Annotated in this window: 14 protein-coding genes and 2 pseudogenes; 11 read left to right on the top strand and 5 right to left on the bottom strand. The window is 70.5% G+C overall.

The window, feature by feature from the left end; genetic code table 11:
- The 4 genes and pseudogenes from OO67_RS06790 to OO67_RS37805 all read left to right on the top strand — a co-directional run.
- Positions 1-483 (top strand): hypothetical protein, encoded by a 483-nt coding sequence (locus tag OO67_RS06790; protein ID WP_033297989.1) that lies wholly within the window; start codon positions 1-3, stop codon positions 481-483.
- Positions 484-487: 4 nt separating this feature from the next.
- Positions 488-1,243, top strand: a complete 756-nt coding sequence (locus OO67_RS06785; protein ID WP_033297988.1) for a hypothetical protein — start codon at positions 488-490, stop codon at positions 1,241-1,243.
- 66 nt (positions 1,244-1,309) lie between these two features.
- Positions 1,310-1,684 (top strand): annotated as a pseudogene (locus tag OO67_RS36270) (IS1380 family transposase); the annotation flags it as partial.
- Between the two features lie 4 nt (positions 1,685-1,688).
- Positions 1,689-1,775, top strand: a pseudogene (locus tag OO67_RS37805) (IS5/IS1182 family transposase); the annotation flags it as partial.
- A 32-nt stretch (positions 1,776-1,807) separates the two neighbouring features.
- Here OO67_RS37805 and OO67_RS06780 read toward each other — a convergent pair.
- Positions 1,808-4,033, bottom strand: coding sequence for a transglycosylase domain-containing protein (locus tag OO67_RS06780; protein ID WP_033297987.1), 2,226 nt, complete (start codon positions 4,031-4,033; stop codon positions 1,808-1,810).
- 223 nt (positions 4,034-4,256) lie between these two features.
- Here OO67_RS06780 and OO67_RS06775 point away from each other — a divergent pair, with 223 nt between their 5' ends.
- From OO67_RS06775 to OO67_RS06755, 5 genes are all read left to right on the top strand, one after another.
- Complete coding sequence (locus OO67_RS06775; RefSeq protein ID WP_033297986.1) at positions 4,257-5,228, top strand: SPFH domain-containing protein; 972 nt, start codon at positions 4,257-4,259, stop codon at positions 5,226-5,228.
- Positions 5,225-5,494 (top strand): type II toxin-antitoxin system antitoxin, encoded by a 270-nt coding sequence (locus OO67_RS06770; protein WP_033297985.1) that lies wholly within the window; start codon positions 5,225-5,227, stop codon positions 5,492-5,494. The genes OO67_RS06775 and OO67_RS06770 overlap by 4 nt, the downstream gene beginning before the upstream one ends.
- A gap of 147 nt (positions 5,495-5,641) precedes the next feature.
- The gene (locus tag OO67_RS06765) at positions 5,642-6,166 is read left to right on the top strand and encodes a PadR family transcriptional regulator (protein ID WP_033297984.1); all 525 of its coding nucleotides are present in this window, start codon (positions 5,642-5,644) and stop codon (positions 6,164-6,166) included.
- Positions 6,163-6,849, top strand: a complete 687-nt coding sequence (locus tag OO67_RS06760) for an ABC transporter ATP-binding protein (protein ID WP_033297982.1) — start codon at positions 6,163-6,165, stop codon at positions 6,847-6,849. Before OO67_RS06765 ends, OO67_RS06760 begins: the two co-directional genes overlap by 4 nt.
- A complete protein-coding gene (locus tag OO67_RS06755) occupies positions 6,846-9,185 on the top strand; it encodes an ABC transporter permease (RefSeq protein ID WP_033297980.1) in 2,340 nt (779 codons plus the stop codon). The genes OO67_RS06760 and OO67_RS06755 overlap by 4 nt, the downstream gene beginning before the upstream one ends.
- A gap of 33 nt (positions 9,186-9,218) precedes the next feature.
- Here the strand turns inward: OO67_RS06755 and OO67_RS06750 are convergent, their stop codons facing one another.
- Positions 9,219-10,178: a hydrogen peroxide-inducible genes activator gene (locus OO67_RS06750; protein ID WP_078597677.1), complete on the bottom strand. Its 960-nt coding sequence runs from the start codon at positions 10,176-10,178 to the stop codon at positions 9,219-9,221.
- A 132-nt stretch (positions 10,179-10,310) separates the two neighbouring features.
- On the opposite strand from OO67_RS06750, the gene OO67_RS06745 reads away from it, so the two are divergent.
- Positions 10,311-10,865, top strand: coding sequence for a peroxiredoxin (locus OO67_RS06745; RefSeq protein ID WP_033297976.1), 555 nt, complete (start codon positions 10,311-10,313; stop codon positions 10,863-10,865).
- Between the two features lie 11 nt (positions 10,866-10,876).
- Positions 10,877-11,413, top strand: a complete 537-nt coding sequence (locus tag OO67_RS06740; RefSeq protein WP_033297974.1) for an alkyl hydroperoxide reductase — start codon at positions 10,877-10,879, stop codon at positions 11,411-11,413.
- Positions 11,414-11,525: 112 nt separating this feature from the next.
- On the opposite strand, the gene OO67_RS06735 is transcribed toward OO67_RS06740, so the two are convergent.
- The 3 genes from OO67_RS06735 to OO67_RS06725 form a co-directional block, all read right to left on the bottom strand.
- Entirely contained in the window at positions 11,526-12,230 is a 705-nt protein-coding gene (locus OO67_RS06735; RefSeq protein ID WP_033297972.1) for a VOC family protein, read from the bottom strand.
- 72 nt (positions 12,231-12,302) lie between these two features.
- Positions 12,303-13,724 carry an AI-2E family transporter gene (locus tag OO67_RS06730; protein WP_033297971.1) on the bottom strand — a complete coding sequence of 474 codons (1,422 nt, stop codon included), beginning with the start codon at positions 13,722-13,724 and terminating at the stop codon, positions 12,303-12,305.
- Between the two features lie 129 nt (positions 13,725-13,853).
- Positions 13,854-14,567, bottom strand: a complete 714-nt coding sequence (locus tag OO67_RS06725; protein ID WP_033297968.1) for an aggregation-promoting factor C-terminal-like domain-containing protein — start codon at positions 14,565-14,567, stop codon at positions 13,854-13,856.
- Between the last annotated feature and the right edge of the window lie 231 nt (positions 14,568-14,798).

Genomic DNA, 14,798 nt, shown 5'->3' with positions numbered 1-14,798 from the left:
ATGGTGATGGCATCCGACCCCTGGCAGGGGCACGACTTCGCGGTGCTGTTCACCGTCCTGATCGCCGGTGCGCCGACCGCCCTGGGCCTGACCGCCTTCCTGTTCTCCAGGTTCACGCGCCGGGCCCGCCGGCGGCGTACAGCCCCCGCTGTGTGGCGGGACCTGGGTCTGACGACGGCCGTGCTGGGGCTCTCCCTGTACATGTGGGGCTGCCTCCATGTCCTCTTCCTCGATCAACAGGACCAGGCCATGGAGTGCGAACAGCACCGCCCCGAAGGAACGCCGACCCTGGTCGGCCGAAGAGGCGACTTCGTCCCGCTCCGCCTCGTGTGCGAAGCGTCCGACGGTCGCGACTACACCGTCGTCATCCCTGACTACATCAATCCGTCCATCGCCGTCCTGCTGCTGCTGGCGCTCGTCTGCGCCGCCGTCTCCACCCTTCTCCACCTCAAACAGCGCACGACCGCACGCGAGAAAGGCTGACCTGTTGAGCCCCACCCCGATCCACCGCAGACACGTACTCACCACGGCTGTCGGCGTCACAACCGCGGTGAGCCTCACCTCGACCGGACTGCTGGCCACGCCCGCCGCCGCGGCGCCCCGGCCCCAGCCCCTCCGGAACGACGAGCTGAAGGCGGCGCTGCGCCGCGTCGAAGCCCGGCGCCGCCGCCTGCTCACAGACCGGCCGTCGGCCGGCGGGTGGGAGATGCAGAAGGCCGTCGACGACGGCGGAGACATCGTGACCCGTGACATCGCGGGTACAGGTCTGAAGATCTCCGTACGCATGGGGGACGTGCAGACGGTCCTGCTCCACGTGGTCCGCCGCTTCCACTACGAGGTCGACGCCCTCGGCCTCCAGGGCGAGCCTGACCCTGTGCAGGGCTGGGTGCCTCCTTCCGCAGTCCGTGACAGCAGCCTCCCGGAGTCGAACCAGGCGTCCGGAACGGCCGTCGTGATCCGGCCGGGTTCCTATCCGCCCGGCGCCCGCGGGGGCTTCGACTCGTGGCAGCGGGTCACGATCCGGGACATCGTCGCGGACACCGAAGGCGTCGTGCGCTGGGGCGGCGAGGACCACCGCCCCTACGAAGGTCTGTTCTACCTCACCGTGAAGCCCGATGACGCCCGTCTGCGGCGGGTCTCCACCAAGATCCGGACCTGGGGCGAGACCCCGGGTGCGGGTGCCGGGGCCGTACCCGACGTGACGGACTCGTCCCGACGCCGACGGGCCGCCCGCTACAGCTGACGCGGACATACGCCGGCCCGGAGTCGTTGCTCCGGGCCGGCGTACGTCCTCTCGCGAAGGCGTTGCAAAGCCGCGCTGGACCAGGGCGACAACGGCGCGCTGACACCTTGACGCCGTCCTCGGGCGGTGCGCGATCCAGGCAAGATCTTGCTGGACGTTGCCCTCGCGGTCGCGCTGGGCGGGGACTGCCTCGCGGATGTCGCCATGCTGCGGGCCGAGCCGGCCGTGTTCGGTCCGGTGGCCTCCGACCCGACGGTCTCCTGTCCCATCGACACCCTCGCGGTGGCCGGGCCGAAGGCCCTGCACGCGATTCGGGCCGCGCAGGAAAAGCAGGGTGCTACCGCGACCTGGAAGAAGACCTTCGGACAACATCCGCTGATGGCCTTCGTCGATCACGGAAGCGGTGGCAGGGGGAGCCGGTGGCCCGGCCTGCTCCGGCCGGTCAGAGGAATCCTGCGCCAAAGCCGCCGTCGGCACGACCATGACGATCGCCGACGGCGGCTACCCCGGTACCGAGCTCGTCATGCCCCACCCCGTAGGCGGACCCTCTCCGCGCTCATCTCCCTATTGATCGATCTCGCTGCCCGGGCGCTCGCCCGGCGGCTCTTCCTCGTCCTCGGGGTCCTTCGTGGTGCTGGGCGTCCCGCTCGGCGTCCAGGAGGGGCTCTCGCTCGGCGTCTCGGCCGACGGGGACTCCTCGCTCGGCGTCTCGCTCGGCGAGGCGGAGGGCGACTCCGACTCCTTGGACGGGGTCTCCGACGGCTCCGGGGTCTCCGACGGTGTCGCCGGAGGGGTGGTCTCGGTCACCGCCGTCTCACCGCGCTCCACCCCCCGCAGGTCGAAGGTGGCGTCCGAGCCGCCCCCGAGCGCGCCCAGGGTGTAGTCCGCCCAGATCCTCGCGGGGAACCCGCCGCCGTTGGCCCGGCCGGAGTTGGCCGTGCCGGTGAGACTGACCTGGCCGCCCCCGTCCGCGGTGGACTCGCCGAAGAGGGCCACAGCCGTGGTGAGCTCCGGGGTGTAGGCCGTGAACCACGCCGCCTTGTTGTTCTCGGAGGTACCGGTCTTGCCCGCGGCGTCGTACGCGGAGGTGTCGGCCTCGCGGCCGGAGCCGATGTCGACGACCTCGGTCAGCGCGTCCGTCACGGTGTCGGCGGAGGCCCGGCTGATCACCTGTCCGCCCACACCGTCGACGGGCTCCATGGTGCGGTCGCGGTGCTCGGCGGTCTTGACGATGGTCGGGGTGACCTTCTTGCCGTGGTTGTCGAGCGTGGCGTACACCCCGGCCATGTCCCACGTCGAGGCGTTCATGGTCCCCAGGGTCAGCGAGGGCGTCTCGGGGAAGTTCTTGTCCGGTACGCCCATGGCCAGCGCGGTCTTCTTCACCGCGGCGGGGCCGACGTCCACGACCATCTGCGCGAAGACGGAGTTGATGGACTTGTCCATCGCCGTCCGTACGGTCGGGTCGTCGTAGCTGATGTCGTCCTCGTTCTGCGGGCTGAACGGGATGTCGCTGCCGACCACGGGGCGCTTGCTGGTGCCGTCGTAGACCGTGTCCAGGCCGATCAGGTCGCCGTCCTGGGTGGTCGACCCGTTCTCCAGCGCGGAGGCCAGCACCAGGGGCTTGAAGGTGGAGGCCGGCTGGTAGTCCCGCCTGGTGGCGTTGGAGATGTAGTGCTCGGTGGCGCCGACACCGCCGTACAGCGCGACGACCTTGCCGGTCTTCGGATCCACCGAGGTGGCGCCGGCCTGGACAGTCGCGTCGACCTTGCTGTTCTTCCGGTCCAGCTGGCTCTCCAGCTCACGGTCGACCGACTTCACGAGCTGCTTCTGCTTCTTCTTGTCGATGTTGAGGGTGACCGTCCAGCCGCCGGCGTCCAGCATCTCGTCGGTGATGCCCTGCCGCTTCATCTCGTCGTTCGCCGCCTCGACGAGGTAGCCGGTCTGGCCCTCCATGCCGGGCGCCGCCTTGGGCGAGTCGGGGACGGGGAAGGTCATCTTGTCCCGCTCGGTCTGGTCGAGCCAGCCCTCGTCGACCATGTTGTCCAGGGTGTAGCCCCAGCGTTCCTTGACCAGCTTCTTGCCGGACGGCGTGGCGTTCGCCCAGTCGTACTGGCTGGGGGCCTGGAGCAGCGCCGCGAGATAGGCGCCCTGGGACGTGTCGAGGTCCTTGGCGTCGACGCCGTAGTAGGCCTGTGCCGCCGCCTGGATGCCGCTCGCGCCGCGCCCGTAGTAGACCGTGTTGAGGTACCCGGCGAGGATGTCGTCCTTCTTCGTGCTCCGGTCGACCTTGAGCGATATCACCAGCTCCTTGAGCTTGCGGGTGACCGTCTGCTCCTGCGTGAGGTAGTAGTTCTTCACGTACTGCTGGGTGATCGTCGAGCCACCCTGCTTGCCCTTGCCGGAGAGCGTGTTGAGCACGCCGCGCGCCGTGCCCTTCAGGTCGACGCCCTGGTCGCGGTAGAAGGACTTGTTCTCGGCGGCGACGAAGGCGTGCTGGACGCTCTTGGGCACGACGCCGAGATCGACTATCTCCCGGTTGACCTCGGAGTTGCTGCGGGCCAGGAGCGTGCCGTCGCTGTACTTGTAGACGTTGCTCTGCTTCTGGGCCTGGGCGTTGGCCGCGGGCACGTCGACGTACGCGTAGAGCGCCGCGAAGGCACCCAACCCGAGCAGGCAGAGCCCGAAGAACGTGCCCAGAATCCTGCGCCAGGTGAAGAGCCGGCGTGTACCGCCGCTCCCGGCCCGGCGCGCTTCCCGCCCCTGGGCTCGCCGCGCGTCTGCTCGACCCATCGCTGTGGTGCTCCTGTTCTTCTGCTCGTAACCGCTCCGGTCAGACCTGCCAGCTAACACTGAAAGCCCGGACAAAAGGCAAGCGATCCGGTCTTTTCCGGGCGTGAGAATCAGCACCCGCCCTCCAAGGAACCGACTCCCGAGGGATGCGCAAGGTTGCGAATCGCGTTAATGTGTAATCACATTGCTAGCGCGGCGCTATGCCGCACGAAACGGGGGACCCATGTCCGCACCGCACGACCTTCCCGGCCCCACCGGCCCAGGCGCCGACCTGACACCGGACGCCCCCGAGATGCCCGCACCCCAGGTCAGGGAGTCGACCGCCCATTCCATCCCCGGCGGACTGGGACTCCTGCTGACCGTCGCCGGGGTGCTCCTCGGCGTGGCCCTGGTCATCGTCGGCGCCGTCCTCGGATCCAACGGCCACAACGGCGTCGGCATCCCGCTCGTCGTCCTCGGGCTGCTCCTGGTCGTCACCTCGTTCTTCTGCATGAGCGGTGTGAAGATGGTCGCCCCGGGCGAGGCCCGGGTCATCCAGCTCTTCGGCCGCTACGTCGGCACGATCCGCGCGGACGGCCTGCGCTGGATCAACCCGCTGACCTCCAGCCGCAAGATCTCCACCCGGGTGCGGAACCACGAGACGGCCGTCCTCAAGGTCAACGACGCGTACGGCAACCCGATCGAGCTCGCGGCGATCGTCGTCTGGAAGGTCGAGGACACCGCGCAGGCGCTCTTCGAGGTCGACGACTTCCTGGAGTTCGTCGCCACCCAGACCGAGGCGGCCGTCAGGCACATCGCGATCGAGTACCCGTACGACGCCCACGAGGAGGGCGGCCTCTCGCTGCGGGGCAACGCGGAGGAGATCACCGAGAAGCTCGCGGTCGAACTCACCGCCCGCGTGCAGGCGGCCGGCGTACGCATCATCGAGTCCCGCTTCAGCCACCTCGCGTACGCCCCCGAGATCGCCTCGGCGATGCTCCAGCGGCAGCAGGCGGGCGCGGTCGTCGCGGCCCGCCAGCAGATCGTCGAGGGCGCGGTGGGCATGGTCGAGATGGCGCTGACCCGGATCGCGGAGCAGGACATCGTCGAGCTCGACCCGGAGCGCAAGGCCGCGATGGTCAGCAACCTGATGGTGGTGCTGTGCGGTGACCGTGCGGTGCAGCCGGTCCTGAACACGGGCACGCTCTACCAGTGACCGGCGACGCGGCCCCTCCGCCCGGACGGCCGGCCCGGCGCGGCCCCGCCCGCAAGCAGATGCTGCTGCGGCTGGATCCCGCGGTGCACGACGCACTGGCCCGCTGGGCCTCGGACGAGCTGCGCAGCGCGAACGCGCAGATCGAGTTCCTGCTGCGGCGGGCGCTGGCGGAGGCGGGCCGCCTGCCGGGCGGCGCGGCCCCGATCCCCCGCCGCGGCCGGCCCCCGAAGGCCGGGCCGCCGGAGCCGCCCGAACCGGAGGGGTGACCCCGGCCGGGGCCGCCTCGACCGCCGGAGGGACCCGATCCCGCGCCCGGCGCCATCCGGTGCGGGGCCGCACCCCGAGCCCCACCGGCGGTCGAGGCCCAGGACTCGTATACATGCGAGGTATACACACCGTGTACAGTGCGGCGCATGTCAATCGGTCACACCCTCCTCGGGCTCCTGGAGTCCGGCCCCCGCCACGGCTACGACCTCAAGCGCGCCTTCGACGAGAAGTTCGGCCACGACCGGCCCCTGCACTACGGCCAGGTCTACGCGACCATGTCCCGCCTGCTGAAGAACGGGCTCGTCGAAGTCGACGGGGTGGAGACGGACGGCGGGCCCGAGCGCAAGCGGTACGCCATCACCGACGCCGGCATCACCGATGTCGCCGCCTGGCTGGCGCAGCCGGAGAAGCCTGAGCCGTATCTCCAGTCGACCCTGTACACGAAGGTCGTCCTCGCCCTGCTCACCGGCCGCGACGCCGCCGACCTCCTGGACGCCCAGCGCTCCGAGCATCTGCGCCTGATGCGCATCCTCACCGACCGCAAGCGCCAGGGCGACCTCGCCGACCAGCTGATCTGCGACCACGCCCTCTTCCACCTCGAAGCCGATCTGCGCTGGCTGGAACTCACCTCCGCCCGCCTCGGCCGGCTCGCCGAGGTGGTCGCTCCGTGACCCCCGCCGGCTCCCTGCTCGAAGCCCACGACCTCCGCAAGACCTACGGCCCGACCCCCGCGCTCGACGGCGCCTCGTTCTCCGTCCACCCCGGCGAGGTCGTCGCCGTCATGGGCCCGTCGGGCTCCGGCAAGTCCACCCTGCTGCACTGCCTCGCCGGGATCATCACCCCAGACTCGGGCACCGTCACCTACGGCGGCCGCGAGCTCTCCGCGATGTCCGACGCCGAGCGCAGCGCCCTGCGCCGCAGCGATTTCGGCTTCGTCTTCCAGTTCGGCCAGCTCGTCCCCGAGTTGACCTGCGTGGAGAACGTCGCCCTGCCCCTCCGGCTCAACGGCGTGAAGCGCAAGCAGGCGGAACGCACCGCGCTGGAGTGGATGGAGCGCCTCGAGGTCGAGGACCTCGCCGCCCAGCGCCCCGGCGAGGTGTCCGGCGGTCAGGGACAGCGCGTCGCCGTGGCCCGCGCCCTGGCCCCCTCCCCCAAGGTGGTCTTCGCGGACGAGCCGACCGGAGCGCTGGACTCCCTGAACGGCGAGCGGGTCATGGAACTGCTCACCGAATCCGCCCGGACCGCAGGAACGGCCGTCGTGCTCGTGACGCACGAGGCGCGCGTCGCCGCGTACGCCGACCGCGACGTCGTCGTACGCGACGGCCGGTCCCGCGACCCGGAGTACGCCGTATGACCTGGCTGCGTGACCTCGGCCTCGGCATACGCTTCGCGGCCGCCGGCGGCCGCGAGGGCTGGGCTCGGACCGCGCTCACCGCGGTCGGCGTGGGACTCGGCGTGGCGATGCTGCTGGTCGCCTCGTCCGTGCCGCACCTGCTGGAGCAGCGTTCCCTGCGCGACCAGGCACGGGAGGAAGCCGCGGTGTCGCGCACCGAGGGCGGCGTCCCGAAGTCGGAGACGACGGTCCTGCGGGCCGGTGCCGCGACCGTCTACCGCGGACGCGAGGTCGAGGGCTTCCTCATGCGTGCGGAGGGCTCCCGCCCGGCCCTCCCACCCGGCGTCACGGCCTTCCCGGCGCCGGGGGAGATGGCCGCCTCGCCCGCCCTCCGGGACCTGCTGGCGTCCCCCGAGGGCGGGCTCCTCAAGGAGCGCCTGCCCTACGGGATCACCGCGACCATCGCCGACGAGGGACTGCGCTCCCCCGGCGAGCTGTACTTCTACGCGGGCAGCGACTCACTGACCCCCGCCACCGGCGGACACCGGCTGGCCGCTTACGGCGACGACACCCCGGGCACACCGCTCACGCCCGTCCTGGTCGTCCTCGTCATCCTGATCTGCGTCGTACTGCTGGCGCCCGTCGCGATCTTCATCGCCACGGCCGTACGGTTCGGCGGCGACCGCCGTGACCGCCGGCTCGCAGCCCTGCGCCTGATCGGTACGGACATCCGGACGACCCGCCGGATCGCGGCGGGCGAGGCCCTGTTCGGTTCGCTGCTCGGGCTGCTGGCCGGGCTGGTGTTCTTCCTCGTGGGCCGCAGGTTCGTCGGTCACATCGAGGTGTGGAACCACAGCGCCTTCCCGTCCGACCTGACGCCAGCCGCTTGGCCGGCGGCGCTGATCGCCGTCGCGGTGCCTCTCTCCGCCGTGCTGGTCACGCTCGTCGCCATGCGCTCGGTGACTGCCGAGCCTCTGGGCGTCGTGCGCGGCTCGGGCATCCGCAGGCGCCGCCTCTGGTGGCGTGTGCTGGTACCGGCCCTGGGGCTGGCCGTCCTGGGGCTGACGGGCAGGGTGGACGAGTTCACGCCCGTCGACCCGTACCCGATCGCGGTCGGCGCCGTCCTGGTCCTCTTCGGGCTCGCGCTGCTGCTCCCCTGGCTGGTCGAAGCCTGCGTGAACCTTCTGCGCGGCGGCCCGCCGTCCTGGCAACTGGCCGTCCGCCGGCTCCAGCTGGACAGCGGGGCCGCCTCACGCGCGGTCAGCGGAATCGCCGTCGCGGTGGCGGGGGCCGTGGCCCTGCAGATGCTGTTCGCGGCGATGGGCGACGAGTTCAAGCAGATCACGGGGCAGGACCCGGCACGGGCGCAGTTCCACACCTATTCGGAGACGGTCGGCGGCGACGCCGCGACCCGGACCATCGAGGCCTTCCGGTCCACCGAGGGTGTGGAACGCGTCATCGGCACGGTCGAGACGTACGTGACCAGGCCGGGGAAGGTCGAGGAGGGCGAGATCACGCCCACCACCTCCCTCAGCATCGGGGACTGCGCCACCCTGAAGGAACTCGCCGAGATCGGTTCCTGCGAGGAGGGTGACGCCTTCGTCGTCCACCCCAGGAACAACAAGAGGATGAGCGACTGGATGGACGAAACGGCGCGCAAGGGCAAGGAGATCGAGCTCAACCCCACCATCGACTCGAACCCCGGCGCCAGGTCCGTGCGCTGGACCCTTCCCGCGGATGCCAGGACCGTCACCGCCGCCCCCGACCCCCTCGGCGAGGAACACTGGGGCATCATGGCGACGGTCGGAGCCGTGGACCCGCGCACACTGCCGGCCGCCCGTACCGTCGCGCAGATCAAGGTCGACGAGGACGTGAAGGACGTCGCGGAGCACGTACGGAACACGGCCGCCAGGATCGACCCGGCGATGCGGGTCGCCGCCCTCACCTCGGTGACGCGGGACCGTCAGTACGAGAGTGTGCAGACAGGCCTGCGGTTCGGCGCGGTGGCGACACTGATGCTCATCGCCGCGTCGATGCTGATCTCCCAGATGGAACAGCTCCGGGAACGGAGGAGGCTGCTCTCGGTCCTGGTCGCGTTCGGCACCAGGCGCGTCACCCTCGGCTGGTCGGTGCTCTGGCAGACCGCCGTGCCGGTGGTCATCAGCCTGCTGATCGCGACCGCGGGCGGCCTCGGGCTCGGCGCCGTCATGACCTGGATGCTGGCCAAGACGGTGACCCGGTGGTGGCTGTTCCTGCCGCTGGCGGGTGCGGGCGGGGCCCTCGTCGTGGCCGTGACCCTGCTGTCCCTGCCGCTGCTGTGGCGCCTGATGCGCCCGGACGGCCTGCGGACGGAGTGACACCGGAGGGGTGAGCGCGCCGGGGGCGCGCGCTCACCCCTCTTCGGGCACCCTCACCGGCAGCTCCGCCATCGCACCGCGCAGCGCGGTCGCGAGCTCCTCGAACTCCTCGTGCCGCGCCGAGCCCGTCCGTACCGCCAGCGCCACCCGCCGCGAGGGGGCCGGATCCGTGAAGTACCCGGTGGACAGCGCCTCGTTCCGCCCGGTCTCCACCGTCACCGCCGTACGCGGCAGGAGCGTCACCCCGAGCCCGCCCGCGACGAGCTGTACGAGTGTGGAGAGCCCGGCCGCGGTCGTCGTCACCGGCGCCCCCTGGGTACGTCCCGCCTCGCGGCAGATGTCCAGCGCCTGGTCGCGCAGGCAGTGGCCCTCGTCGAGCAGCAGCAACGGCAGGTCGCGCAGGGTCTCGCGCGGCAGACCGGTGCGTCCGGCGAACTGGTGCCCCTTCTCCATGACGAGCACGAAGTCCTCGTCGAACAGGGGCATTTCCGTGACGCCGGGCACCCCGAGCGGCACGGCGAGCAGCAGCAGGTCCAGGCGCCCGGCCGCCAGCCCGTCCAGCAGCGAGGAGGTCTGCTCCTCGTGCACCTGGAGATCCAGGTCCGGATAGCGCTCGTGGACCAGCCTGAGCACGGCCGGCAGGAGATACGGCGCGACCGTCGGGATCACGCCGAGCCTGAGTATCCCGGTGAACGGCGCGCGGACCGCCTCGGCCTCCTCCATCAGCTCGCCGACCGCCTCCAGCACCGCCCGGCTCCGCACCGCGAGGCGCTCCCCCGCGGGCGAGAGCAGCACCCTGCGCGTCGTACGCTCGATGAGCTGGACACCCAGTGCCACCTCCAGCGCGGACACCGCCCCGGAGAGCGCGGGCTGACTCATCCCGATTGCTGCCGCCGCGTCCCGGAAGTGCAGATGCTCCGCCACGGCCGTGAAAGCGCGCAGCTGCGAGAGGCTGGGCTGCTTGACCCTAATAGCCTGATTTACATACGCCACTGATAGGCACCTCCGATCATCCCGACCGAGTGTAGCTATTTCCGTGATCAATGCACTCTGTGCCAAGGTGGGGAACGTCCAACCCCCAGGAACGCCCTCAAAAGGGGATTTCCTACGCAGCAAGGAGTGCGCGTGCTCACTGTCGGTGACAAGTTCCCCGAGTTCGACCTGACCGCTTGCGTGTCGCTGGAGAGCGGCAAGGAGTTCGAGCAGATCAACCACAAGACCTACGAGGGTCAGTGGAAGGTCGTCTTCGCGTGGCCGAAGGACTTCACCTTCGTGTGCCCCACCGAGATCGCCGCCTTCGGCAAGCTGAACGACGAGTTCGCCGACCGTGACGCGCAGGTCCTCGGCTTCTCCGGCGACTCCGAGTTCGTGCACCACGCCTGGCGCAAGGACCACCCGGACCTGACCGACCTGCCCTTCCCGATGCTGGCCGACTCGAAGCACGAGCTCATGCGTGACCTCGGCATCGAGGGCGAGGACGGCTTCGCCCAGCGCGCCGTCTTCATCGTCGACCAGAACAACGAGATCCAGTTCACGATGGTGACCGCCGGCTCCGTGGGCCGTAACCCCAAGGAGGTCCTGCGGGTCCTCGACGCCCTGCAGACCGACGAGCTCTGCCCCTGCAACTGGACCAAGGGCGAGAACACCCTCGACCCGGTCGCGCTCCTCTCGGGCGAGTGAGCTGATACGACATGGCACTCGATGAACTGAAGTCGGCCATACCGGACTTCGCCAAGGACCTGAAGCTGAACCTCGGTTCGGTCATCGGCAACAGCGAGCTCCCCCAGCAGCAGCTGTGGGGCACCGTCCTGGCCTGCGCGATCGCCTCGCGCTCGCCGAAGGTGCTGCGCGAGCTGGAGCCGGAGGCCAAGGCCAACCTCTCCGCCGAGGCGTACACCGCGGCGAAGTCGGCCGCCGCCATCATGGCGATGAACAACGTCTTCTACCGCACCCGGCACCTGCTGTCGGACCCCGAGTACGGAAACCTCCGTGCGGGTCTGCGGATGAACGTCATCGGCAAGCCGGGCGTGGAGAAGGTCGACTTCGAGCTGTGGTCGCTCGCCGTCTCCGCGATCAACGGCTGCGGCCAGTGCCTCGACTCCCACGAGCAGGTGCTGCGCAAGGCCGGCGTGGACCGTGAGACCATTCAGGAAGCCGTCAAGATCGCTTCGGTGATCCAGGCGGTCGGCGTCACCCTCGAATCCGAGGCCGTGCTCGCCGAGCAGTAACCCGCAGTACCTTTGTACGAGAAGGGCCCCGTCGACGACCGACCGTCGACGGGGCCCTTCTTTCACGCCACCCCGGTGACGGGGCCCGGGGCGCGGGGCCGGACGTGGAAGGTCAGCCCTTCCGGACGTGGAACGTCAGCCCTTCCGGACTGCTCAGCCGGAGACTCGGCCGGCCGTCGTGATCACGCTCCCCGCGCGCCTCCCGGCCGTGGTCGAGAGCCAGGGCCGCGACGACGTCCAGGTCGTCGGCGACGATCGCGAGCTCCCACCGCGGGGCTGACGCCTCAGGCCCGTGGGCCGGCACGAAGCGGGTACGGTCCGGTGCCGTGCCGAGCATCGCCGCGTAGAAGTCCCTCGCCTGCCCGGGGTCCGTACAGGCGAGGATCATGTCCTCCGGGACGCCTGCCGCCGGGGACCACCGGTTGCTCTCGTCGGTCTGCCACAGGGAGAAGACGGCCCCGACGGGGTCGATGAGCGTCGCGATGCGGCCCTGGTCACCGGCGTCGAAGGGAGCGAGTACCAGGCGTGCGCCCGCCTCCAGGGCCCGGTCCGTGGCCGCGTCGACGTCCTCGACGGCGAGGTAGAAGGCGATGTGCGCGGGGAGCCCCGCCGGGTAGAGCGGGCCCGTCAGATCGCTGACGCCGCCTATACGGTGGCCGCCCGCGGAGACCTTGACCGCCTTTCGCCAGTCGTTCCCGTCCACGGCGAAGTCCCAGCCCAGCACCGCGGAGAAGAACGCCGCGGTACCGGGCGGGTCATGCGTCTTGAGGTCCATCCAGCAGAACTCGCCGCTCTCGCCGAGCTGACGCGGTGTCATCGCACTCCGTATCGGTCAGGCCGTCGGACGGCTGCCGCGGACACGGCCGCCCGCCCTGCCGGCACTCCGCCCCTACGGCTTCCCGTCGTCCGGCGAGCCGGCCCCGGTTCCGCCGTCGGCGCCGCCCTCGTCCGCCTCCACGGGGCCGGGACCGTCCGCGGGGAGGGGCTGGGGGGCGGGCGGTTCCGTCGGGGCCACGGAGATCGCCGTGGCCCCGTGGGGCCCTGGCCCGTGCAGCGCGGCCGCGTCCGGCCCGTAGGAGCGCAGATAGCCGACCACCGTGTTGGTCACCGCGACCAGGGGCACGGCGACGACCGCGCCGCCGATACCGGCGACCATGCCGCCCGCCGCGACCGAGAGCACCACGGCCAGCGGATGGACGCGTACGGCGCGGCCGAGGATGAAGGGCTGCAGGATGTGGCCCTCGATCTGCTGCACGGCCAGCACCACGATCAGCACCATCAAGGCGGTGAACACGCCATGGGTGACGAGCGCGACGACCACGGCGAGGGCTCCGGAGATCACCGCGCCGACCAGGGGGATGAAGGCGAAGAGGAAGATGAAGACGGCCAGCGGGACGGCCATCGGCACGTCCAGGAAGTAGATCCCGAGCCCGATGAAGATCGCGTCGATCAGGGCCACGATCACCGTGCCCCGGACGTAGGCGGTCAGTGTCCGCCAGGCGCGCGGCCCGGCGCCCGCGACGCCCGGCCGGGCCTGGGAGGGCACCAGCTTGAGCACCCAGTGCCAGATGCGCTTCCCGTCGTAGAGCAGGAAGAGCGTCGAGAACATCGCCAGCAGCAGCCCGGTGAGGACCTCCACCATCACCGTGACGCCCTGGAGCCCGGCGGAGGTGATCTCCTCGGTGTTGGTGCCGATGGTGTCGCTGAGGTTCTTGGCGATGTCGTTGATCTGCGACTCGGTGACATGGAACGGGCTGTCCAGGAGCCAGCGCTTCAGCTCGTCGATGCCGTCACGGACCCGGTCCGACAGGGTGTCCAGATTGTCCATCACCTGCCAGACGACGAACCAGCCGACGAGGCCCATGACGACGAAGCCGAGTACCGCCGTGACCGCGGTGGCCAGCCCTCGCGGCAGCCCGAGCCGCCTCAGCCGTACGACGGTCGGCTGGAGCATCGCGGTCACCAGCAGGGCGCCCACGAAGGCCAGGACGACCAGCTGCACGGCACTGATGATCCGCATGAGCACCCAGAGCGTGCCGGCCAGGACCAGCAGCCGCCAGCCCGCCTCGGCCGCGACGCGCATCCCCCAGGGGACGGCCGCCACCGGATCGGGTTTGGCGGCTACGGAAGGGGCGTAGGCGGGCGGGCGAGGCACCTGTTCGGCGACGGCCGTGGAGAGCGTCGACGAGGAGCCGCTCACGGCATCCGCCTCGGCACGACGCTCGTCCTCGGCGCGCCGCTCTTCCAGGCGCGCCCCGATCTCGGTCAGTTCGGCTCCCAGCCGACCGAGCCACCCCGGAAGTTTCGACATGGACTTTCCCTTTCCCCCATACGCCCCGCGCACGCCCCCGGAACTGTCCGGAAGACCGTACACGCGGAAGCCCCGCACCGTAGGACGGTGCGGGGCTTCCCGGAGTTGCGAGCGGAACCTCGCGAGGCTCTAGTACCAGTGGTTGGCCTGCCAGAACGACCAGGCGGCGCAGGGGCTGCCGTAGCGGTCGCTGTTCATGTAGCTGAGGCCCCACTTGATCTGGGTGGCCGGGTTGGTCTGCCAGTCGGCCCCCGCCGACGCCATCTTGGAGCCCGGCAGCGCCTGCATGATGCCGTAGGCACCGGAGGACGGGTTGGTCGCCTTGTAGTTCCAGCCCGACTCGCGCTCCACGATGTTGCTGAAGCACTGGAACTGGTCGGCCGGCATCATCGCGCGGGCCATCGCCTGGACGTCGGCCACGCTGTAGGAGCCCTGCGCCGAGAACGAGGAGGCGTCGCGGACGGAGGACCGGCTCGCACGCTCGGCCTCCTTCGCCTTCTCCTTGGCCTCGCGCTCCGCCTCCAGCTTGTCCTCGGCCGCCTGCTTCTTGGACTTGGCGTCCTTGGCGGCCTGGATGCGGGCCGTCTCCTCGGCCGACTTCTTCGCCGCCGCGTCGGCCGCGGACGCCTGAGCGTCGGCCTGCTGCGTCAGCGAAGCGGTCTGGACCTGGGCCTGCTGGCCCGCGGGGATGTCTGCGAGCAGCGTGGTGTCGGCTGCGGCCGCCTCGAAGTTGTTGTCGTCGACAGCGGGAGTGCCGCCCGACGAAACGCCTACGACGGCGCCTACGGTGGTGACCGCGGTGGCAGATGCCACGGCGAACCCCCGGACCGAGATCCGGCTCACACGGTGTCCTTCCAGCATCGCCCGCTTAGGTGACCTCGCGAGCGCAATCGTGCCCCTGACACTGGCCTCCCTACTGCTTGGGTCACGGGGAGGCACGGGCCCGGTGGGCGACTCCCTTGCGGAAGCGCCGCGTGGTGCTCGCGGGCGGCATACGGACGGCGATTGTTGAGTTGTGTGGTGCGTGGCGCCTCTGGAGGTGCCCAAGTGCCGTATGCGGGGCCTGACGGAAGC

The sequence above is a fragment of the Streptomyces atroolivaceus genome, assembly GCF_000717025.1.
Taxonomy (GTDB): Bacteria; Actinomycetota; Actinomycetes; order Streptomycetales; family Streptomycetaceae; genus Streptomyces; species Streptomyces atroolivaceus.
Note: the sequence above shows the minus strand (reverse complement) of the source record. Positions and strands in the feature narration are given on the sequence as shown.